The organism is Amycolatopsis sp. NPDC051716 (assembly GCF_040681595.1).
Taxonomy (GTDB): domain Bacteria; phylum Actinomycetota; class Actinomycetes; order Mycobacteriales; family Pseudonocardiaceae; genus Amycolatopsis.
Genome location: NZ_JBFAZA010000002.1, coordinates 182,765 through 203,473, shown reverse-complemented (window position 1 = coordinate 203,473; position 20,709 = coordinate 182,765). Strand labels below are relative to the sequence as shown.

The following is a 20,709-nucleotide window of genomic DNA, read 5'->3' as shown; positions in this document are numbered from 1 at the left end:
CGGGGATGGCCTTGCCGTACCGGGAACTACTTGCCGAAGACCTGCTCCAGCCAGTCGAGGAAGTCGTAGAGCGCGTCCTCGAGCGGGTTGCCCGCGCCCGGCCGGAACCGGATCACCTGCGGGTCGTGGTCGCTGGCCTGGTCGGCGAACTCCGCGTTGATGTGGACGACGTCGTAGTCCACCCCGCGCGGCGCCTTCGACGCCAGGATGTGGTCCAGCACCTGGGACTGGCCCTCGAACACGTAGCTGTACCGTTCGGCTTCGGGCACCGACGCGATCAGGTCCTTCAGCACGCCACCCGCGGTGAGCGTCTGGACCGCCGGCGAGAACGGGTAGTCGTTCAGGTCACCCGCCACGACGATGTTCGCGCTGCGATCGGCCGCCAGCAACGAATCGACGAACCCGCGCAGCACCGTGGCCTGCTTCGCGCGCTGCACCTCGGAACTGCGCGCCGGCGGCTGGAACCGGCCGTGCGTCGGCTGGTCGCCGCCCTTGGAGTTGAAGTGGTTGGCGATGACGAACACCGTGCGGCCCTTGAAGACGAACTCGCCCGCCAGGGGCTTGCGGCTGGTCGTCCACGCCTCGTTCGCGGGGTCGACGCGGCCCGGCGACGCCGTCAGGTGCGCCTTGCCGTGCTCGCGCACCACGCCTACCGCCGTCGTCGACGTCCCACCGGGACGGTCCACAAAGGACACACGGGCCGGGTTGAACAGGAACGCCACGCGGATGTTGCCGCCCGGCTGGCCACCGTCCTGGTCGTTCACCGGGTCGATCTCGCGCCACTGGTAGCGCGGGCCGCCCTTGGCCACGATCGCGTCGGTGAACTTCTGCAGCGTCTGGTCGGCGGCGACGGTGCCGTCGTCGGTCGCCCCCGTGTTGTCCTGGATCTCTTCCAGGTTCACGATGTCCGGCGTCGCCAGGTGCGTCACGACCGCCTCGCCGAGGCGGTCGTACTTCGCCTGCGGGTCGCCCGGCGCCAGGTTCTCGACGTTGTACGTCGCGACGGCGAGCTCGCCGGTCCGCTGCTTGCGCGTGGTCTCGCCTTGCAGCCCGTTGTCCTTTTCGGTCCCGAGCACGCTGGCGAACAGCGTGTAGCCACCGAAGTTGCTGTACTCGACCGGCCCGGACGTGGTGCCGGTCAGCACGTCACCGACGTTGAGCTTCGGGAACGGCCGCTCGGCGAACGGGATCAGCGACGAAACCTTCATGACCCCGCTGTTGAGCTGGTCGTACCCCAGGTACACGCTGCCGCCGCGGACCGACTTGTGCTGGTCCGGCTTCGACGTCACGTACAGCTCGTTGAACGAGTTCGACGGGCCGACGACCCGGGCGTCGCTGATCGAGACGATCTCGCTCTCGTGCGCCTCCCAAAAGTCCAGCGCGTACTTCGCCGGCTCCAGGGTGAGCGGCTCGATGTTGCCGCCGGGCTGCGGCGCGTAGGTCGTCGGCACGGTGTCCGGGTTCAGCACGGTCGGCGCCGGGAGGGCGTTCCCGTGCGAGCCGACCGTCCACTCCGCACTGCTCAGCTCGGTCAGTGACTGGTAGTTCGACGTCGCGGGCGCGTCCGGGTAGAACTCGCGGACGGTGCCGGTCGCGGTCACCGCGTCGCCGACCGCGACGGCCGGGCTCGTCGAACCGGTGAAGACGAACAGGCCCTCGCTGGTGCGCGGGTCGGTGTCCGGCTGGTCGTCGGTGACCCAGAAGCCCCGCGACGAGCCGAACGTCCGGGTCGCGGTGACGACCCCGGTGACGCCGGAGACCTTCTTGTCCTTGAAGGGCGAAATCCGCGTTGTGCCCTGGATGTCGTGGATCTTCGCCGGGGTCGGCGCCGGGCCGGGGTCCCCGCCGGTCGACTCGCCCGCGGTGTTGGTCGGGGTCGGCGCGCCGACAGTGAAGTCGGCGGCGTTGTCGTCGGTGTCGGCGAGCGCCGTGCCGCGCGCGACGGACGTCGTGTTCGACGGCGCCGCGGCCGGGTTGCCCTCGCGCACGGTCGCCGTGCCGAACCCGGCGAGGTCCTTGATCCGCGCGTCGGCGGCGCAGTCGGCCGCGGTCTTGCAGGTCAGCGCCGTAGTGCCGGAGACGAGGGCGATCGTGCCGGCGGTGGCCGACATCGCGATCGCGCCGGTCGCGTCCGGGGTGGGCAGCTCGACGGTGCCGCCGGCGCCCTTGCCCTCGGCCACGAGGTAACGCCCACCCGGCGCGACACTGCCGGCCAGCGGCGTCACCTGCCAGGTGCTCGACGGGCTCGCCGAACCGGGCAGGTACTGGACGCTGAAGCCGGCCAGGCTCGCGGCGGCCGCGCCTCGGTTGGCGAGCTCGACGAAGTCGCTGGTGAGCGTCGCGCCGGAGTTGCCACCACCGCCGTAGACCTCGGCGATGACCGCGTCGGCGCTCGGTGCGGCGAGCGCGGCCGGTGCGGCCACGCCGCCGAGCACCAGGCCCGACGCGACGGCCACCGTGAAGGCAGCCTTGGATCTGTGGGTCTTGGTCACCCTGAGTCCCCTTTGTGCTTGAACAGTCGTGGCATAGTCCCCCGAACAAGTGAGGAGGAGGAAGACAACGGTGCAACGATTCGTAACAACTACTTTCGTCGTCACTCATTCGGCAGAGCAGGTTTCGTGATCACGCTCGTCCTCGGCGGAGACGTCACCATCCCCGCCCGCACCACCCCCGCGGCCGCACTCGGCCGGCTGAACCCGCTGCTCGAAGGGGCCGACCTCCGGTTCGTGAACCTCGAAGGCCCCGTCGACGCGGCGACGGCCGAAGCGCTGAAGTCGACCGGCGTCGACGTCGTCTCGGTCGCCAACGACGCCCCGCATCCGCCGGCCGCCGCGCTGGCGAGCCTCGGCGTGCTCGACCAGGCCGGGATCGCCCACTGCGGCGCGGGCGCGAACCTCGACAGCGCCCACGCACCCGCGGTGCTCGAACGATCCGGCGAAAAGGTCGCTTTCCTCGCGTACACCGCACTCCGTGCACCCGGCCAAGTCGCGCAGCCCAGCACGCCGGGGGTCGCGCAAGCGTTTGCGACCACGGCTTACCAGCCCGATCCCCGGGTCGCGGAGATCCCGGGCCGCCCGCCGGTCGTCCGCACGGCGCCGGTCCCCGAACACCTGGAACGGCTCGTCGCCGACGTGCGGAAGGCGAAGGCCGCCTATGACCACGTCGTCGTCTCGATGCATTGGGGCCTCCCGGGCCCCGACCTGGCCGAGTACCAGGTCGCGTACGGGCGCGCGGCGCTCGACGCGGGCGCCGATCTGGTCGCCGGGCACGGGCCGCACACCATCCAGGCGGTCGAGGTGTACCGCCGCCGTCCCATCCTCTACAGCCTCGGCAGCCTCGTCTCCGGCTGGCCGGACGGGCTGCTGGCCGGGTGCATGTTCGGCGCCGAGCCGCGGCTCGAGCTCATCCCGGTGCGGCGGAACGCGGACAACGAGTGCGAGCCGCTCGCCGGGGACGAAGCGGACAAGGTGCTGCGGTACGTCGCCGAGGTCTCGGCACTGCGCTCCACGACGGTGACCGTCCAGAGCGGAATCGCCTCGGTACCTGTTGGTGCGTAACGGATCGCGCGCAGTGTGTGACAACGGGACACGGGCTTGTCACCCATCCGGCGCATCTGCCTTAAATGAAGGTCAAGGGTCGGAACAACCTGAGTTAAGCGGCGGTACGGTCTGCGTGAGCCGCCGGAAAAGTGGCACAGACCACTCCCCGACAGCTCACGATCGGCACGACACGGGGGGAGGGAGAACGATCATGTGGGGGCTGATTGTTCTCAGTTGCGTGTTCGTGCTGGTGCTGGGGATAGCCGCGGTCGTGGACCTTCGGGACCACGACCGCGGCGAACACCGGGTCTAGCGCACCGCCTGCCTTCCCTTGTACCGATCGAGGAGCGTGCGCGCGCCGGCCAGCGCGACCCGCCCGGCGCCCTTCGCGCTCGCGGCCAGTACCGTCGTCCAGTCGAAGTAGTCGCGCCAGAGCACGATCCGGCCCGCCTCGACCTCGAACGTGCCGCACACCCAGAACTCCGCTTCCCACGCGCCGCGGCGCAGGACGTCCGTGCGTTCGGTGAGCACGACGTTGCCGTCCGCGGCGATGTGGTGCGTGCGCGCCTCGAACCCGGAGCCGAACCGGGCCAGCAGCCTGAGCTGCTTTTCGACCGCCGCGACGCCGCGGGCGGGCGGCAACGGCACGTTCTGGTACACGATGTCGCTCGCCGCGAACGTCAGCGCCCGGTCGACGTCGAGGTCTTCGAGGGCCTTGAGGAAACCGGTCACCACTGCCTGGGGTTCATCGGTCATACCCCCAGGCTAAGGCTCAGAACGGCCGGTCGCCCGCGATGGCGACGCGCTCCGCGATCCGGACGTGCGGGTGGTAGTCGTTGACCGCGTAGTGCTGGGTCGCGCGGTTGTCCCAGAACGCGACCGAGTTCGGCCGCCAGCTGAACCGGACCTGGAATTCGGGCGTGTGAGCCTGCAGGAACAGGTACCGCAGCAGCCGGTCGCTCTCGGCCCGGTCCAGGCCGGTGATGTGCGTCGTGAACGCCTGGTTGACGAACAGGGTGCGCCGCCCGGTCTCCGGGTGCGTCCGGACCACCGGGTGTTCCACCGGCGGGAAGCGGTCCTGCCACCGCGCCAGCAGCGCGGGATCGGAGAACCGGTCGAAGCCGGGGAGGTAGTCGTGCACCGCGGTGAGCCCGTCGATGCGGGCGCGGACGTCTTCGGGCAGGTTGTCGTAGGCCGCGGCCATGTCGGCCCACATCGTGTCGCCGCCGACCGGCGGCACCTCGACCAGCCGCAGCACCGAGCCGAGCGCCGGGGCCGGCCGCCAGGTGACGTCGGTGTGCCAGATGTTCTCGTAGCCGGGCATGGCCGCCGTGCGCTCGAAGCGCGTGACGGCGTCGTCGTCACCCTGCGGGATGAACGGGTTGGTTTCCAGCTCGCCCCAGTTCGCGGCGAAGGCGCGCTGCTGCGCCGAGGTGATCCGCTGGTCGCGGAAGAAGAGCACCTTCCACTCGAGCAGGGCGTGGTTGAGCTCTTCGCGCAGGTCAGCGCCCACGGGCGCGCCGAGGTCGACGCCGTCGACCTCGGCACCGAGCACCCGGCCGAGCGGGCGGAGGGTGAACAGCTCGTACGGCTTCCGCTGCGGTTCCCGGAGGATTCGGGGGCCTTCGACGATGCCATCCGCGGGCGTGACGGCCCCGCGCAGCTGAATCCGGGCAGGAAGATCTACGGACATGGTTGTGCTCCAAGGGTTTTCGGGGAATTCGGACGCCGGGTTCGCGTCAGGCGGGCGGCGAACCCAGGCGGCCGCGGCGCAGCAGGAGCTCCACGACGCCCTCCCCGATCGACCGCACGCAAGCCCGGATCAGCGTGGTTTCCCAGGTGGCGGACATGCGTTCATGGTCGCTTTCTTCCCGACGTGCGGTCAAGACGTCCACTTGGTGGAACGCTGGACAACGCCGCAGGTCACCGCGATGCGGGCGGCTCGGGAGCATGAGGCAAGATCTTCCCCGATCGGGTGAGCGCTCTTGATGACGGAGGTCCCCATGCCGGAAGGCAGAGGCTCGCGGATCGGTGACAGCGCGGGGCATCGCCCCGGGGGCTTCGCCCGGAACCCCCCGCAGAAGCCGGACCGGCTGCGGGCCGCCGCCGACCTGCTCGACCAGGCCGCGGCCGCCGACGACAAGGCAGCGGGGAGGTTCGCCGAAGCCCGCGTCGATTCGACGCCGTTCGGCATTTCGCCGCAGGCCCGTGAGCTGGCCGCGCGCTGGGCGACGGCGCTGGCGGCGCGCGAGGCGGACGCACGCGTCCTCGGCGACGCGACGTCGGACCTGGCGGGCCGGCTGCGGATGGCGGCGGTGAGCACGCGGAGCACCGGGTTCCGGGGGCGGTTAGCGGTGGCACCGTGACCGCCGAGGTCTTCGAACACCCGGCCCTGGCGTCGGCGGCTTCGCAGCTGTCCGCGTTGCGCGCGGCGGCGGGCCGGCTCGGCGTCGCGGATCCGGTGGCGGCGCTGCGGCACCTCGACTGCGCCCCGGCGTCGATCCGCACGTCCGCCTCGGCGATCGACACCGGCGCGCTGGGGGTGACCTCGGCGCAGGCGGAGTTCCGCGCCGGCGTCGAGCACGCCGAAAACGGCGGCAGCACCGAGACTTTCGGCACGTGGGCGGACACAGTGGACGGTCAGTACGCGGCGGCGGCGCGCGCGGCCGCGTCGACGGCGGCCTTGGGCGTCCGCATCGCCGACCGGCTGGACGAGCTGGCGGTGACCGCGTCCGAGGAGGTGTGCGCGCTCGCTTCCACCGCGGCGGCCTCGGTGTCGGCGGTGCTGGCCGGCGACCGTTCGGCCGAGGTGGTGAGCGAGGTCGGCGCCACGTGCGCGGCGGTGGTCCGGGCCGTGCAGGAGAAGATCGCGGCGCTGGCCGCGCTGGCGGCCGAACTGGAGCCGTTGACGGCCCCGGCCGTCGAACTCAGCTGAAGTGCTCGCGCGCCCACTCCGCGAAGGGCCGCGCGGGATGCCCGGTGACGCGGGCGACGTCCAGCGAGACGGGTTCCGGGTCGTCGACGAGTGACGCCCAGTGGTTCACCGCGCCCGCCGCGAATTCCGCACCCAGGTAGCCACTCAGCTGCGCTATCGCCTCTTCCGGCGGCTGTTCTTCCCACGTGACAGGCTTTCCGAGCGCCTCGCCGATGAGCCGGACCTGGTCGGCCTGCGCGACGGATTCCGGGCCGGTGACAAGGTAAACCTGCCGCGCGTGGTCCTCGGTGAGCGCCTTGACGGCCATGTCGGCGACGTCGCGTTCGTGGACGACCGACCGTTTCGCCTGCCCGTAAGCCGCCCGGACGACACCGGTTTCGATGTCCTGCGCCCAGGCGAGCGCGTTGGTGGCCAGCCCGGTGACGCGGAGGAAGGTCCAGTCGCCGGTGACCTTCTCGACGGCGGCTTCGACGTCGCCCCACACGCCCCCGTCCTCGGCGGACATGGCGGAGAGGTAGACGATTTTCTTGCCCCTGAAAGGTTCCAGGGCTTTCTCGATGCCGTCGGCGGAGAAGAAGGGCCAGAGCAGGTAGACGGCGTCGACCCCGTCGGCGGCTCCGGCGGGATCGGTGATGTCACCCTGCACGACGTCGACGCCGTCCGGCGCCTTCGTCTCGTCTCTAACGAGAACTCTGGTGTGCACGCCGGCGGCCTTCAGCCCGGCGACGACGTGACGCCCGGTGTGGCCGGTGGCTCCGGTGACGAGAACGGTCATGGTGCGCTCCTGGTGATCAGCTGGTGCCGACCACGGTCACACTTCAAGAGCCCTTCAAGTCAAGCGGACGGCTCAGCTTCGCCGCCCCGAGCGGTGTGCCGGAGAGGGAGCCGAAACCGCCGAGCGGCTTGTTCTTGTCGTTGTCCAAGCGGGTCCGGCCATTGCGCGGGTTTCGGGGCCGGCGTGTTCGAGCCCGGACGGGTCTTCGCGGCCGGCGCGGGTTGGGGAGCGGCCTGCCTGGCCGGCGCCGGTGCCGGCAGCGGAGCCGCCGCCTTGGTCTTCGCCGGTTGCGAGGGCGTGCGCCCGGCCGGTGCCGGCGCGGCCGGTGTTGGCCGGGGAGGCGGCGGATTGGGGGCTGTCGCTTGGGAGCCGGTGCCACGCCGCCACCGCCCCCGTCCGCCTGAATCGGGGCCCGCGGGCCGGCCTGCGCCTCGGTCGCGCCCAGGACGCCGAACACGGCCCCGGCGAAGCCTCCGGACAGGACGCACAGAAGGGTCCGCGCACCAGTCACCACGGCCCAGAGGGAGCATTTGAGACGGAAACCGAGACGGGACAGCAAAACGCCCGGCAACCCCATGAGGGTCGCCGGGCGGTTTGCCTGCGTAGAGCGGTGGCGGTGGGATTTGAACCCACGGACGGGGATTAGCCGTCACACGATTTCGAGTTCCGAGCCTACCTGTCCCGAGCGGTCCGAACGGGTACATTTCCGCAGGTCAACGCGACCTCTGCAACGCCAGCACCGCGCCGAACGGGCACGAACTGAGACCCCATCTGAGACCTCCTCCGGAGTTGGCCACGAGCGAACTGGAGGTCAACAACCGAGCAGGTCTCGCCCTTGGGGACCCTGCTCAGCCGCGACGGCATCCGGCACCCGCGGCCCACTACGCCACCCGTCGCCTGCACCGCGATCCTGCCCGACATGTCTATCGCCGCCGGCCCTGGTACCGCGGCGACGACGGCAAGACTGGGCCGCCCGGGAACCGGCGAGATCTCACGCCCGGGTCTACCTACTGTCTTGCCGCGCCATTCCCTGAGTCCTCCGCCGCCCCTGTCGATCGGGCCCGCTAGCGGGCATACAGCACCTGATGATCAGCCTTTTCCGGTCGCAGTGTCGCGCGCTTCACGAAGCGCGGCTTCCTTCGCAGTGTCGATGCGTTCGTAGATCCTCGGGGGCACTTGCTCTGCGTACTCAGACCAGGAATAGGCCGGCATCTTATCGACGATAATCCTAGATCCATCCATCCGAAAAAACCTTAGGTCCAGCGTCAGGACATGTTTATCTAGGATATTCATTCCAAGATCTCGAACCCAAAATTCCATGCGAGGCATCGAGTTCTCGTACTCCACGTAGCCAGATCCATTCACAGCCCTAAGTTCGCCGGTATGAATGTAACGCCTCGCCAGAGCAAAGCGCGTAGTCTCCGGCGGCACAATGGCGAAGTTTCCAGGAAAATCACCTATGACCTCGAATCCAGCGGCATTGAACATGTCGATACGTGCCGGATAGCGTGACACGTTCACCAACTCCAGAGTGACCGTTACAACAAAGGCGTACTCTTCCCCACTTGCGATTTCGATCGCATTATTGTCATGAATCGCCCTATTGAATCCATAAGACATGAAGTCAGTATCTATGTTCCTAAGGTTATGCAACTCGGAAGCGGGGAGAGCCACCAAATCCGGCACAGATCGACGTCGCGCTGGTGCACCATCCAAGATCGAGAAACCTCGATTATAACCTGGCTCGACCTTAATAAATGCCGCGGGCGCCCGAGAGTCGAGTTGACTCTTCAAGAAACGTTCTTCCGCAGCAGCATATTGTTCGCGTTCTCGGATCTCGGCACGGCTGGCCCGCGCCTCAGACTCAGCAGCACGGATCTCCTGGCGTTCTGCAGCGGCCTCCGCCAACTTCAACTGAGCATTTGCGGCCTCTACCTGCGCATTCGCCGCCTAAACCTGCTTCTCAGCCGCCCGCGCCGACTTCCCTGTCCACCACGCGGCAATTCCCGCAAACAGGAGCGCCACAAATGCCGAGCAAGCCGATATCCAGTTGGGAACTTCACTCATATGGTCCTCCTCCACGGTGCAACGTGCGAGTGCAACAGCCTAGTGGCACACTTCACGCTCAGCGTTCACCGAGCCTACCTGTTCGAGGTGATCCGAGCGGGTACGTTTCCGCAGCTCAACGCGACCTCTGCAACACCAGCGGCCCCGCTGAACGGGCACGAACTGGGACCCCATCTGTGACCCTCCGCGAGCGGGACACGACCGCCTCGTCGACCTGTCGCCTCTTTACCGAGGTCGCCGTCTTGTTCCGCAGGTAACGAGGCATTCTTCATCCCATCGGGCGAACCCCGTCGCCACCCTCGGTGGAACTCAAGATGCGACCATGACTTCATGGGAACATGGGTATCTTCTGTGGTTTCGGCGGGGTCCGCCGCCTTGGTGTCACTTATAGTCCTCCTGTGGAATGACAAGCTGGAGAGCCGGCGAAGGGAAAAGGAGCACCTCCGCCAAATAAGAAGAGCCGAGCGAGATCACTACCGCGTAATCTACACAGCCGCACTGACGGCTGCGCGAAACTACATGCACGCGCTGAGCGACTTCGCGAGCTTCACCTACAGAAGAAGGACGGACACTCTTGAGCAAGTCGTCGTAGATCAGGCGGAACTCGTCCGACGATTGATCGACACGGACAGAGAGATGGCCTACCAAGAGTCAGTCATGCACCTGTCGGACGACCCTGGCGTCTTTAATTCCTACGAGAAAGTGACTCGCACATTGCGAGATATTCGACGCCTGCTCGACCAGGGCAACCCGGCCACTAATCTGGCGGCCGAAGACCTCCATCCTGACCACCCGGAATGGGATAAGGCACATGAGAAATTTGTGGCGGCTCGCGCCACATTCGTCAATAATGCATTGAGACACATACGCGGTCTGGACGAAACGAACAGTCATCGCGCATTTAGTTCAGGACCGACCACATCAGCGCAGCCACCGACGTCAACCCCCGAGCGCGGGATTGCTACGGGCGACTAGGGCGTGTCTGACAATGCCTTGGTCCAGGTGACCACAGCGTGCAGGACGACCGCCGACCTGTAGATGATGGCGAGCTTGTCGTAACGAGTTGCCAGGCCGCGCCATTGTTTGAGCAGGTTGAACCGGCGTTCGACCACGTTGCGGCCGCGGTAGTCCACCGCGTCGAAGGCAGGTGGGCGGCCGCCGCGGGATCCGCGGCGTTGGCGGTGCCCTACCTGATCGGCTGGCTCCGGGATCACCGCAGCGATGCCGCGCGTCCGCAAATGGCCGCGGATCGCCCTCGAGGAATAGGCCTTGTCACCGCGGACGCGGTCGGGTCGGGTGCGGGCCCGACCGCGTCCCGCTCGGCGGATCCGCAGGTGCCGCATCAAGTGCGGAAACATCGGTGCGTCCCCGGCCTGGCCGGGCCCGACCAGCGTCACCAGCGGCCGGCCGTTGCCGTCAACGAGGTGATGCACCTTGGTGCTCCAGCCGCCGCGGGAGCGGCCGATCGCGTGATCAGGCGGCTCGGTCAGCAGATCCGTGTAGTTCGACCCAGCCCCCTGTGGGACGGGTGATGTTGGTGGCGTGCTGATGCGCCCGAGCGATCGTGGAATCGACCGAGACCGACCAGTCCACCAACCCCTCCGCGTCTGCTGTGGTGAGCAGTCGTTGCAGCACGGTGTCCCAGGTTCCGTCGCCGGCCATCCGGCGATGCCAGGTCCAGATCGTCTGCCACGGACCGAACACCGCCGGCACATCCCGCCACGCCAGCCCGCACCGATACCGGTAGATGATCCCCTCCACCATCGCCCGCGCATCCGAGAACGGGCGCCCACGCTTACCGGTACGGACCGGCAACAGGTCCTCGATCAACGCCCACTGCTCATCCGAGAGCAACTGAAACCGCGACACACACGAGAGCATGGCAGCCGTCGGCCGAGACTTTTGTCAGACACGCCCTAGTGGTCCGCTCCTGCGAGGATCGTCTGGACCTCGCCGACTCGACCACGCCCACCTGGTCGATGAGCTGCACAACGCGTACCGGCAGGTGGTGTGACAACGTCGCCAGCTGTCGCACCACCTGGACGAGTGGAAGGCGCTGCTCGAAGAGGCGGGGGTGCGGGAGTCCCGGTTGCACGATGCGCGGCTGTTTGGCCGATCAGAACGGTGGCCAGGGCCGGGGGTCGAACCGGCGACCTTCCGCTTTTCAGATCTCGGCACGACCGTTCAGCCGGGTTCATCCGAGGACCGAAGCCCTGGCCAGGACACACCTGGAACAGCAGCCCACAGTCTGAACGGGCCTGAACTGAGACGGAGACTGAGACGGACCCGTGGGTCGAACTGGTCGCCCCCAACGGAGCAGGGTGCGCCCCTGTCCGTCGGGCCTCGCACTGGTGTGCGCGGTAAGCGCGGTAGCGCGGTAATTGCCTGACCTGCGGTTTTGCCGCGGGAGCGGCGGGATATACCGCGCACGGCGCGCGGTATATGCGGTGGTGCACGTGGCGTCGCCGGCCTCAAGGACCGCGAAATCATCTAGTCCGGCCACCCGCGGCCCCCTGGCGTTTCACACGAACGAGGGATACGCGGGGTTCCCAGGGCTGGAACGGACGCGCGAAATCGTCCAGGCCGATGGTCTCGCTCTCGACGAGGTCAGGTCCGCAGTCCGGGCCGGGACGCTGTTCACCGCGCGCACTGGTCACAATCCTGTGGCCTGACGTAAAGAGGCCCTCGCGGACCCGATCTTGTCCTCGAGGGCCTCTTTGAACACCGGATGCGGCGTCCTCTTGGTCGTGTCCGTGAGTACACCAGCGACCGCCGCGTCAGCGCGCCGAGCCCCTTGCTGTCGAGCCTGCCTGGGGTCATCCTGGTCCCATGCGCGAGCTGGTGTATCTGTCAAGGCGAAAACTTCGATCATTCCAGCCAAAAAGATCACGAATTGCTCTATTTCGCAGGGTTCGCGAGACCGAACTCAAGGCGCCCGGCATAGGAGCCAAGTTCGCACTATCCGACGCTCCCGAGAGTCGTCATCCGAGTCTTGCCAAAGTTCTGGACCATCTAGAGTCGTCGCGGGTCGTGCGGTGGTACGAAGACGACAGGCTCCAGGCGGGCGACTGGATACAGTATGAAGCACGTCTTAACTACACGCTCGCAAACACAGCCCATCCTATTGCGACCGAAATCGTCGGGCCTATTGTCCTTTTTTGGGACGCACGACAGGATGATAAACAGTCAACAAGATTGCTTCTACATGGCCATCCGGAACACCTGGTCGGCCAAGCGGCTACGGAAACCCCCACAAGGGAGAGATCATTCTTCGGCAATCCTTCCGATGCGCACGGGTTTCGCGAGTTTGTTTCCATGCTTGAAAGCGGAGAGTGGGCTGAAAAGACCAAAAAATGGGCAGAGATGAACGAGCGACTTGGCTTTGATGTGTCTTTGCACGTTAACCTTGGATGGATACTTAGTCGAATGGATAGAGCGGTTCCTCAGGAGTATGCCGCATGGATGGCTGGATATGCCCGAGTTACCGCGAGCATGCAATGCGAGTACTTGGACGGAAAGTCCGCGCGTCTAGTTGTGGCAAGTCCGCTATATGTCGAGCTAGTGGGAGAACCAAGTGTGGATCGTTAACTAATGGCGATGGCAGTTGGCCGAGGAACGGAAATTCTCTCGCCGTCCTCCGCTTATTAGATAACCGCTGAACCCTCAGGTCGAGGCCCTCAAAGGCGCCAACAAGATGACCAGCCGATGATCCACCCGAGCACACAACGAGCCGGCGTCGGTGAGGTGAAGTCGCGGGCCGGACGCCGCGTCATCGGCCTTCCCCGGCCAGTCATCGAGGCCCTGGAGACGCACCGCGTCCAGCAGGCGGAGGAACGCGAAGCGGCGGCGGTTCTCTGGGAGGAGGAGGACTGGGTCTTCGCCACGCCGATCGGCCGGCCGACGCACCCGACGCCGGACAACCGGGCATGGAAAGCGTTGCTGCGCCTGGCAGGCGTGCGCAGCGCGCGACTCTACGACGCGCGGCACACCGCCGCAACGGTGCTGCTGGAGCTCAAGGTGCCGCTGCCCGCCGTGATGGAGCTGATGGGCTGGTCCAACGCGGCCGTGGCCAAGCGGTACATGCACGTCAACACCGAACTGGTGACGTCGGTGGCGGAGCAGGTGGGCGCCCACATGTGGGCCGATCCGGACGACGAAGACGAGGAGGACGACGGCCCAGAAGGCGCGCTCGTGCCCGCCTGATCAGGGGGCATCTGAGACCCGAATTGAGACCCTCAGCGAGAACGCCGGACCTCCTGCGAAGGGAGGTCCGGCGTTCTGCCTGCGTAGAGCGGTGGCGGTGGGATTTGAACCCACGGACGGGGATTAGCCGTCACACGATTTCGAGTCGTGCTCCTTCGGCCGCTCGGACACGCCACCGCGAAGAACAATACCCGAGGGCGGAGCTGGGGCTCACCTGGGGTCGGCGGGCCGGTTGCCGCGCAGCCTGACCTGGGCCTCGCGCGCCACGCGGCGGGCTCGGCGGCCGACGTCCGACGCCGTTGAGCGCAGCTGGGCCGTGCGTCGCTGGGTTCGGCCCGATGCTTCCAGACGGCGGTTGCCGGTGACCTCGCCGGCCTTCTCGCGAGCGCTGCCCACTGCCTGCTGGATCCGGTGCTTCATCGTCATACCGGAGGAGTACCCAATTCTCAGCGGCGCATCGCGAAGTACGTCTCCAAGAGCCCGGCGCACTCGTCCACCAGGACGCCTCCGTGCACTTCAGGGCGGTGGTTGAGACGGCGGTCACGCACGACGTCCCACAACGACCCCACCGCGCCCGTCTTGGGCTCCCACGCCCCGAACACCAGCCGGGCGATGCGGGCCAGCACCAGCGCTCCCGCGCACATCGTGCACGGCTCGAGCGTCACCGCCAGCGTGCAGCCCTCGAGCCGCCAGCCGTCGCCCACCACCTGGGCCGCCGCGCGCAGGGCGAGGATCTCCGCGTGCGCCGTGGGGTCGCCCAGCTCGATGCGTGCGTTGCGGGCCGCGGCCAGCGGGAGGCCGTCGGGGCCGAACACGACCGCCCCGATCGGCACGTCCGCGCCGGGGGCCCGCGCCGCTTCCAGCGCGGCCTCCACGGCCTCGGTGTCGGACGGGCGTCTCAGAGCTCGTCCAGGAGCTTGGCGAACTCGCTGCCGAACCCGCAGCGCTGCGCGACCATCTGCAGCTGCTCGTCCGGGTAGAGGTCGACCTCGCCGACGATGACCTCCAGCTCCGGCCCGGGCAGCCCGAGATCGGTCAGGATCTCCAGGTCGCCCTCGGGCCAGACGGAGTCGTCCTCCTCGTCCGGTGGGTCGACGCGCAGGACGTCGAGGACGTCCGCCGCGATGTCGTAGTCCAGCGCCGCCGCCGCGTCCGAGAGCAGCAACGACGGCCCCCGCGGGCTCGGCCGGACGATCACGAAGAACTCGTCGTCGACCGCCAGCAGCCCGAAGCTCGCGCCGGTGGAACGTAGTTTGCCCAGTTCAGTGATCGCCGCGTCCAGCTCGGTCAACGCCCCCGGGTCGAGCGCACTGCACCGCCACCGACCGTCTTCCCGGACCACAGCCACCGCGAAGCCCGTGACCGGCTCTTCCACCGCCATGCGCACACCGTATTCCGCCGGTGGATCTCGCGCACGCACGGTGCGCCCGAAGCGCCGCATGCGGCACTATCGGGACCATGACCGGCCCCACTGACCTGCCCACCTTGCCCGGCACACCGTTCGCCGGGCTCCTCGACGACGCGCGGGCGCTGCAAGACCGCACGGTCGCCCTCCGCCGGGCCGTGCACCGCCACCCGGAACAGGGCCTCCACCTGCCGCGCACGCAGGCGGCGATCCGGGAGGCCCTCGACGGCCTGCCGCTCGAGATCACCGAAGGCAGGGCCACGACGTCGCTGACGGCCGTCCTGCGCGGCGCGCGGCCCGGTCCGGCGGTGCTGCTGCGCGGCGACATGGACGCGCTGCCGCTGACCGAGGAGACCGGTCTCGACTTCGCGTCGGAGGACCCGGAGTCGATGCACGCGTGCGGGCACGACACGCACGTCGCGATGCTCGCTTCGGCGGCGCGGCTGCTGGCGGAGCGCCGGGACCAGCTGGCGGGGTCGGTCGTGTTCATGTTCCAGCCGGGTGAGGAAGGTCACCACGGCGCCCGGTTCATGATCCACGAGGGGGTGCTCGACGCCGCCGGCCCGCGGGTGGAGCGGGCGTTCGGCGTCCACATCCTCGCCAACGCGCCCAGCGGCCTGCTGCAGCTGCGGCCCGGCCCGCTGATGGCGTCGGCGGACTCGTTCCACGTGCGCGTCACGGGCAAGGGTGGCCACGGCTCGGCGCCGCAGCACACCATCGATCCGGTGCCGGCCGCCGCGGCCATGGTCGGGGCGCTGCACACGATGATCACGCGCCGGGTCAGCGTGTTCGACCCCGCGGTGCTCTCGGTGACCCGGATCCAGGCCGGCACGACGACGAACATCATCCCCGAGACCGCCGAGCTCGAGGGCACGATCCGCACGCTGTCCGAGCAGACGCGCGCGCTGGTCCGCGCCGAGCTGCCGAAGGTGTGCGAGCAGGTCGGCGCGGCCTACGGCTGCCGCGTGGTCGCCGACGTCGAGCCGGGCTACCCAGTGACGGTGAACGACGATCGCGTCGCCGCCGAGGTGCTGCGGCTCGGCGCGGCCGTGCTGGGACCGGACAACGTCGAGCTGCTCGCCGACCCGCTGATGGGCGCCGAGGACTTTTCCTACGTCCTGCAACGCGTCCCCGGCGCGTACGCGTTCCTCGGCGCGTGCCCGCCTGGCGTCGACCCCGCCGAAGCGGCGGCGAACCACTCCAACCGCGTGCTCTTCGACGAGGACGCGATGCCCCACGGCGTCGCGATGCTCGCCGCCTTCGCGCTGGACTCCCTCCGCTAGGGCCCGGTCCGCGACGGGCGGCCGTCTTCCAGGTGACCGGCGAACCGGCGGCGCCACCCGGGCGTCTCGAACGTGACGTCGTACCAGCCGTGGCGCGCCGGCACCGGGAAGTCGTGCGCGCCACCCGGCGGGAGGGTGACGTCGTTCAGCGTGACCGGTGACGGACCGCTGTTGGTCACCGTGACCCGCAGTGCGGGCGCGGGCGTGAACGTGACCGCCGCATCGAGGCCCAGGCCGCCCGAAGCCTCGACGACGAACCCGTTCGGACCGTGGATGGCGACGTCGTACGTCCCGCCGTGCGCGATTTCGCCCGCCATCGAGGCGCCCGGGCCGACGTCGAAGCGTTGCGACGCCCCGCCTGCGTGGTAGGCGTACGCGGCCAGCTGCAGCGCCTGCGTCCCGTGGTTGGCCAGGTGGAGCTTCAGGACGCCCGCCTCGGCCGTGACCCAGGCGACCGGCTGGTAGGGCAGCGGGCGCGCCTTCGCCGTGCCGGGGTCCTGCACCAGCGAGCCCGGCCCCAGCCCGGGCTTCGGCAGCCGGGCCTGCGTCCGGTCGGCTTCGGCGCGCAACGCGCTCGCGTCGGGCAGCAGCGGGATGGTCGTATCGGGCGCTTGGAAGTCGAAACAGCTGGTCAGGTCGCCGCAGATGGCCCGGCGCCACGCCGAGATGTTCGGCTCGCGCACCCCGGTCCAGGTCTCCAGGAACCGCAGCACCGACGTGTGGTCGAAGACCTGTGAGTTCACCCAGCCGCCGCGGCTCCACGGCGAAACGACGGTCATCGGCACGCGCGGGCCCAGCCCGATCGGGACGGGTGCCCCGGACGGCTCGCCCTTCTCCGGCCGGTAGCCCGGCAGGTATTCGCCGGGGGTGCCGGGCGGCGGCGTCGGCGGGACGACGTGGTCGAAGAAGCCGTCGTTTTCGTCGTAGTTGATGAAGACGACCGTCGATTCCCACAGCTCCGGGTTGTCCCACAACGCCTTCAGCATGCGCTGGAGGTACGCGGCGCCGTCGACCGGCCGCGCCGCCGGGTGCTCGCAGTAGCCGTACGGAGCCACGACCCACGAGACCGCGGGCAGCGTGCCGGCCGCGCACTCGGCGATGAACTCGGCCAGCACGTGGTCGAGGTCCTTTCCCTTCCCCGAGTCGGGCTGCAGCCGCTTGCGCAGGTTCCCGCGTTCGGCCAGCCGGCGTTTCGCCGGGTCCATCGAGTACAGCGCGTCGTGGAAGTTCTGGAACAGCCAGAGCGGGTTGTCGCCGTAGTCGCCGACGAAGTGCTCGGGGACGCCACGCTCCTCGTCGTTCGCGTAGATCCGCCAGGAGACGCCCGCGGCCTCGAGCCGTTCGGGGTAGGTCGTCCAGCGGAAGGACGGTTCGTAGTCCGGCGCGTTGTGCGTCGCGGGGCCGCCGGCGAGGCCGTCCGGGTCGATCGTGCCGGTCCAGTGGTACAGCCGGTTCGGGTGCGTCGGACCCTGGATCGAGCAGAAGTAGTTGTCGCAGAGGGTGAACGCGCTCGCCAGCGCGTGCTGGAACGGGAGGTCTTCGCGCGTGAAGTACCCCATCGTCATCGGGCTCTTCGCCGCTGTCCAGCGGTCGTACGCGCCGCCGTTCCACGCGCGGTGCGTGCTGTTCCAGTCGTGCGGCAGCTCGCCGAGGTCCTGGCCGTCCACAACGGACGTGTCGAGGTGGAACGGCAGCACCGGGCCGCCTTTGTCGCCGCGCTGGCGGAAGACGTCCCGCAGGGCCGCGCGATCGCCGAAGCCGCGTACGCCGGCCATGGTGCCGTAGTAGTGGTCGAACGACCGGTTCTCCTGCATCAGCACGACGACGTGGCGGACGTCGTCGATCTTGCCCGTCCGCGGCACGGGGGCGCAGGCCACCGGCAGCGCGCCGGCGACGGTGGCCGCGGCCGCACCGCCCAGCACCGTGCGACGACGGATCCGCCCCATGCCCACCTCCTGGTCCCCCGGCCGCGGCTCGGCCGAGGGGTACGTTCGCCACCGAGAGAGGTGAAGCCATGCTCAACTCAGCGGATTTGGTCGCCTTCGCACCGTCAGTCGACCTCGAGCGCTCGCGCGCCTTCTACACGGATGTCATCGGGCTGGAGTTCATCGAGCAGACCCCCTTCGCGTGTGTGTTCCGCAGCGGCGCGACCATGCTGCGCGTCACCGCCGTCGCCGAGTTCACGCCGCAGCCGTTCACCGTGCTCGGCTGGGCCGTGGCCGACATCCGGGCGGCGGTGGCCGAGCTGCGTGACCGTGGCGTGGAGTTCCTCACCTTCGACACGCTGCCACAGGACACCGACAAAATCTGGACCACGCCGGGCGGCCGGATCGCCTGGTTCCGCGACCCGGACGGCAACGTGCTGTCCCTGACCGAGTTCACTGGCAATTAAACAACGCTGTTGATTTAATACGTCCATGACCGAAGCCGACCGCCTCGCCCAGCTCGCCGAGCAGGAGGAACGCCTCCAGTTCGCCCGGTTCGACAACGAGACCGCCCTCGCCCTCGGCCAGCAGCTGCTGACGGCCGCCCGCGACCGCGGGCTGCCGGTGACGATCTCGGTCCGGCGCAACGGCCAGCGGCTCTTCCACGCCGCGCTGCCCGGGACGTCGGCCGACAACGACGCCTGGATCGACCGCAAGAGCCGCGTCGTCGACCGCTTCGGGCACAGCTCCTTTTTCGTCGGGACGCAGTTCCGCGCGAAGGGCGGCTCGTTCGAGGAGCAGTCCGGCCTCGACCAGGCCCGTTACGCGGCACACGGCGGTGTGTTCCCGGTGCTGGTGCGCGGGGTCGGGCCGGTCGGCACGGTCGGCGTGTCCGGGCTCCCGCAGGCCGACGACCACGCCTTCGTCGTCGAGCAGCTGGAGCTGTTCCTGGACTCCTGAACTCCTTACGGCCGGGTTGTCGAATCGGCACGACCCCGTTCCTGCCCCTCGACGGCGTCCACCAGGCGCCCGGCGTGTACCCGGTCGTGCTGGGCAAGGGGGCGCCGGCTCTTCCCGGACGACGTCGTGCCGAAGGCGTTCGAGCACGTCGAGACCCGGCACACCGCCGGCGGCGTGAAACGTGCTCGTGCTGCGGCCCGCCGGGAAACCGCGGTTCGACACGTTCCAGCTTCCGGAGGGATAAACGGCTTGGCGGCGGTTGCTACCGTCGATCCCATGAAGCGCGCTGCACTGACGACGACGCCGGAGAGTGTCCCGGCGCGCTGAACGATGTTTCCGGCCCGGGGCGGTTGCCCCGGGCTTCGTCTTGTGGTCTTCCGCCTCGCCGTCCACGAGGGAGTCCACGATGCACGACCACCGCAAGCTCGGCCGCGAACTCGGCCTGTTCGGCACCGACCCGCTGATCGGCGCCGGCCTGCCCTATTGGCTGCCCGACGGCGCGATCATCCGCCACAGCCTGGAGGAGTACGTCCACGCCCTCGAACAGCGCGCGGGCTACCAGCACGTCCATTCGCCGGTGCTGGGCAAACGCGAGCTGTACGAGATCTCCGGGCACTGGTCGCACTACCGCGACGAGATGTACCCGCCCATGGACGTCGGCGGCGAGCAGCTCGTGCTGCGGCCGAGCCTGTGCCCGCACCACGCGGTGATCTACCGTTCGCGCGGCCGCAGCTACCGCGAGCTGCCGCTGCGGATGGCCGAAATCGGCGGGATGTACCGCAGTGAACTGTCCGGTGTGCTCGGCGGGCTGAGCCGGGTGCGCGCGATCCAGCTCAACGACGCGCACGTCTTCTGCACCCTCGACCAGGTCGAAGCCGAGGCGGCGGCCGCACTGGCCCTGATCCGGCGGGCCTACGACGCGCTCGGCATCAGCCCGGCGCGCTACCGGCTTTCCCTGCCCGGTCCCGGCGGGAAGTACGTGCCCGGCAACTGGGCCGGCGCCGTGGAGATCCTGCGTTCGGTCCTCGACGGCCTCCCGTACGACGCGGTCGAGGGCGAAGCGGCGTTCTACGGACCGAAGATCGACGTCCAGATCGCCGACGGCGCGGGCCGCGAATCGACCCTGTCCACCGTCCAGGTCGACTTCCACCAGCCCGAGCGGTTCGGCCTCGAGTACGTCGGCGCGGACGGGGCGAAGCACCGGCCGGTCATGGTGCACCGGAGCATCATCGGCAGCATCGAGCGCGCGGTGGCCCAGCTGATCGAGATCCACGGCGGCGCGTTCCCGGCCTGGTTGGCGCCGGTGCAGCTGCGGCTGCTGCCGGTGTCCGCGGCCGAAGTGCCGTACGCACGGGAGGTCTTGGCCCGGTGCGGCGACGTGCGCGCGGAGATCGCATCGGAAGGCAGCCTCGGCGCGCGCATCCGAGACGGGCGGCTGGTGCCGTACCAGGCCGTGATCGGCCCGCAGGAGGTCGCCGAGGGGCAGCTTTCCGTCCGGCTGCGTGATGGGCGCCGGCTCGACGCGGCTGGTGCGGAAGAGGTGCTTGCGCGGATCGGGGCGGAGGTCAGGAGGCCGTAGCGGAGGTCAGCCAAGCGAGCGGGGGCGGGTCGAGCCGG

19 protein-coding genes, 1 tRNA gene and 1 pseudogene are annotated in these 20,709 nt (G+C 68.9%); 10 read left to right on the top strand and 11 right to left on the bottom strand.

What is annotated here, in order from left to right; genetic code table 11:
• Positions 1-26: 26 nt before the first annotated feature.
• Positions 27-2,492, bottom strand: a complete 2,466-nt coding sequence (locus tag AB0M30_RS03145) for an endonuclease/exonuclease/phosphatase family protein (RefSeq protein ID WP_364579161.1) — start codon at positions 2,490-2,492, stop codon at positions 27-29.
• Positions 2,493-2,618: 126 nt separating this feature from the next.
• On the opposite strand from AB0M30_RS03145, the gene AB0M30_RS03140 reads away from it, so the two are divergent.
• Positions 2,619-3,557, top strand: a complete 939-nt coding sequence (locus tag AB0M30_RS03140) for a CapA family protein (protein WP_364579158.1) — start codon at positions 2,619-2,621, stop codon at positions 3,555-3,557.
• A 291-nt stretch (positions 3,558-3,848) separates the two neighbouring features.
• Here AB0M30_RS03140 and AB0M30_RS03135 read toward each other — a convergent pair whose 3' ends face one another.
• Both AB0M30_RS03135 and AB0M30_RS03130 read right to left on the bottom strand, forming a co-directional pair.
• Positions 3,849-4,295, bottom strand: coding sequence for a limonene-1,2-epoxide hydrolase family protein (locus AB0M30_RS03135; protein WP_199191271.1), 447 nt, complete (start codon positions 4,293-4,295; stop codon positions 3,849-3,851).
• A 16-nt stretch (positions 4,296-4,311) separates the two neighbouring features.
• The gene (locus AB0M30_RS03130; protein WP_364579154.1) at positions 4,312-5,232 is read right to left on the bottom strand and encodes a TauD/TfdA family dioxygenase; all 921 of its coding nucleotides are present in this window, start codon (positions 5,230-5,232) and stop codon (positions 4,312-4,314) included.
• Positions 5,233-5,542: 310 nt separating this feature from the next.
• Here AB0M30_RS03130 and AB0M30_RS03125 point away from each other — a divergent pair, with 310 nt between their 5' ends.
• Both AB0M30_RS03125 and AB0M30_RS03120 read left to right on the top strand, forming a co-directional pair.
• Positions 5,543-5,905, top strand: coding sequence for a hypothetical protein (locus tag AB0M30_RS03125; RefSeq protein WP_364579151.1), 363 nt, complete (start codon positions 5,543-5,545; stop codon positions 5,903-5,905).
• On the top strand, positions 5,902-6,474 hold the full coding sequence (locus tag AB0M30_RS03120; RefSeq protein WP_364579150.1) for a hypothetical protein: 573 nt from the start codon (positions 5,902-5,904) through the stop codon (positions 6,472-6,474). Before AB0M30_RS03125 ends, AB0M30_RS03120 begins: the two co-directional genes overlap by 4 nt.
• Here AB0M30_RS03120 and AB0M30_RS03115 read toward each other — a convergent pair.
• Both AB0M30_RS03115 and AB0M30_RS03110 read right to left on the bottom strand, forming a co-directional pair.
• Positions 6,467-7,249, bottom strand: coding sequence for an NAD(P)H-binding protein (locus AB0M30_RS03115; RefSeq protein WP_364579148.1), 783 nt, complete (start codon positions 7,247-7,249; stop codon positions 6,467-6,469). The genes AB0M30_RS03120 and AB0M30_RS03115 overlap by 8 nt on opposite strands.
• A 1,089-nt stretch (positions 7,250-8,338) precedes the next feature.
• On the bottom strand, positions 8,339-9,163 hold the full coding sequence (locus AB0M30_RS03110) for a hypothetical protein (RefSeq protein WP_364579145.1): 825 nt from the start codon (positions 9,161-9,163) through the stop codon (positions 8,339-8,341).
• A gap of 672 nt (positions 9,164-9,835) precedes the next feature.
• Between AB0M30_RS03110 and AB0M30_RS03105 the strand changes: the two genes are divergently transcribed.
• Complete coding sequence (locus AB0M30_RS03105) at positions 9,836-10,291, top strand: hypothetical protein (RefSeq protein WP_364579142.1); 456 nt, start codon at positions 9,836-9,838, stop codon at positions 10,289-10,291.
• Here AB0M30_RS03105 and AB0M30_RS03100 read toward each other — a convergent pair.
• Positions 10,288-11,185, bottom strand: a pseudogene (locus tag AB0M30_RS03100) (IS5 family transposase). The gene AB0M30_RS03105 and the pseudogene AB0M30_RS03100 sit on opposite strands and share 4 nt — an antisense overlap.
• Before the next feature lie 960 nt (positions 11,186-12,145).
• Here AB0M30_RS03100 and AB0M30_RS03095 point away from each other — a divergent pair.
• Both AB0M30_RS03095 and AB0M30_RS03090 read left to right on the top strand, forming a co-directional pair.
• Positions 12,146-12,904, top strand: a complete 759-nt coding sequence (locus AB0M30_RS03095; RefSeq protein WP_364579139.1) for an SAVMC3_10250 family protein — start codon at positions 12,146-12,148, stop codon at positions 12,902-12,904.
• A 117-nt stretch (positions 12,905-13,021) separates the two neighbouring features.
• Entirely contained in the window at positions 13,022-13,519 is a 498-nt protein-coding gene (locus tag AB0M30_RS03090) for a tyrosine-type recombinase/integrase (RefSeq protein WP_364579136.1), read from the top strand.
• A gap of 89 nt (positions 13,520-13,608) precedes the next feature.
• Here the strand turns inward: AB0M30_RS03090 and AB0M30_RS03085 are convergent.
• The 4 genes from AB0M30_RS03085 to AB0M30_RS03070 form a co-directional block, all read right to left on the bottom strand.
• A tRNA-Ser gene (locus tag AB0M30_RS03085) sits at positions 13,609-13,696 on the bottom strand.
• Between the two features lie 33 nt (positions 13,697-13,729).
• Positions 13,730-13,945, bottom strand: coding sequence for a CsbD family protein (locus AB0M30_RS03080; RefSeq protein ID WP_364579133.1), 216 nt, complete (start codon positions 13,943-13,945; stop codon positions 13,730-13,732).
• A gap of 20 nt (positions 13,946-13,965) precedes the next feature.
• Positions 13,966-14,394, bottom strand: coding sequence for a nucleoside deaminase (locus tag AB0M30_RS03075; protein ID WP_364579131.1), 429 nt, complete (start codon positions 14,392-14,394; stop codon positions 13,966-13,968).
• A gap of 23 nt (positions 14,395-14,417) precedes the next feature.
• On the bottom strand, positions 14,418-14,900 hold the full coding sequence (locus AB0M30_RS03070) for a tRNA adenosine deaminase-associated protein (protein ID WP_199191272.1): 483 nt from the start codon (positions 14,898-14,900) through the stop codon (positions 14,418-14,420).
• Between the two features lie 77 nt (positions 14,901-14,977).
• On the opposite strand from AB0M30_RS03070, the gene AB0M30_RS03065 reads away from it, so the two are divergent.
• On the top strand, positions 14,978-16,207 hold the full coding sequence (locus AB0M30_RS03065) for a M20 family metallopeptidase (protein ID WP_364579128.1): 1,230 nt from the start codon (positions 14,978-14,980) through the stop codon (positions 16,205-16,207).
• On the opposite strand, the gene AB0M30_RS03060 is transcribed toward AB0M30_RS03065, so the two are convergent.
• Positions 16,204-18,153: a phosphocholine-specific phospholipase C gene (locus AB0M30_RS03060; RefSeq protein WP_364579126.1), complete on the bottom strand. Its 1,950-nt coding sequence runs from the start codon at positions 18,151-18,153 to the stop codon at positions 16,204-16,206. The two genes, AB0M30_RS03065 and AB0M30_RS03060, sit on opposite strands and share 4 nt — an antisense overlap.
• A gap of 68 nt (positions 18,154-18,221) precedes the next feature.
• Here AB0M30_RS03060 and AB0M30_RS03055 point away from each other — a divergent pair, with 68 nt between their 5' ends.
• The 3 genes from AB0M30_RS03055 to thrS all read left to right on the top strand — a co-directional run bounded on the left by AB0M30_RS03055 (position 18,222) and on the right by thrS (position 20,671).
• Positions 18,222-18,599, top strand: coding sequence for a VOC family protein (locus AB0M30_RS03055; RefSeq protein ID WP_364579123.1), 378 nt, complete (start codon positions 18,222-18,224; stop codon positions 18,597-18,599).
• Between the two features lie 25 nt (positions 18,600-18,624).
• A complete protein-coding gene (locus AB0M30_RS03050) occupies positions 18,625-19,092 on the top strand; it encodes a heme-degrading domain-containing protein (protein WP_103338124.1) in 468 nt (155 codons plus the stop codon).
• 367 nt (positions 19,093-19,459) lie between these two features.
• On the top strand, positions 19,460-20,671 hold the full coding sequence (thrS, locus tag AB0M30_RS03045) for a threonine--tRNA ligase (protein ID WP_364579120.1): 1,212 nt from the start codon (positions 19,460-19,462) through the stop codon (positions 20,669-20,671).
• Positions 20,672-20,709 lie beyond the last annotated feature (38 nt).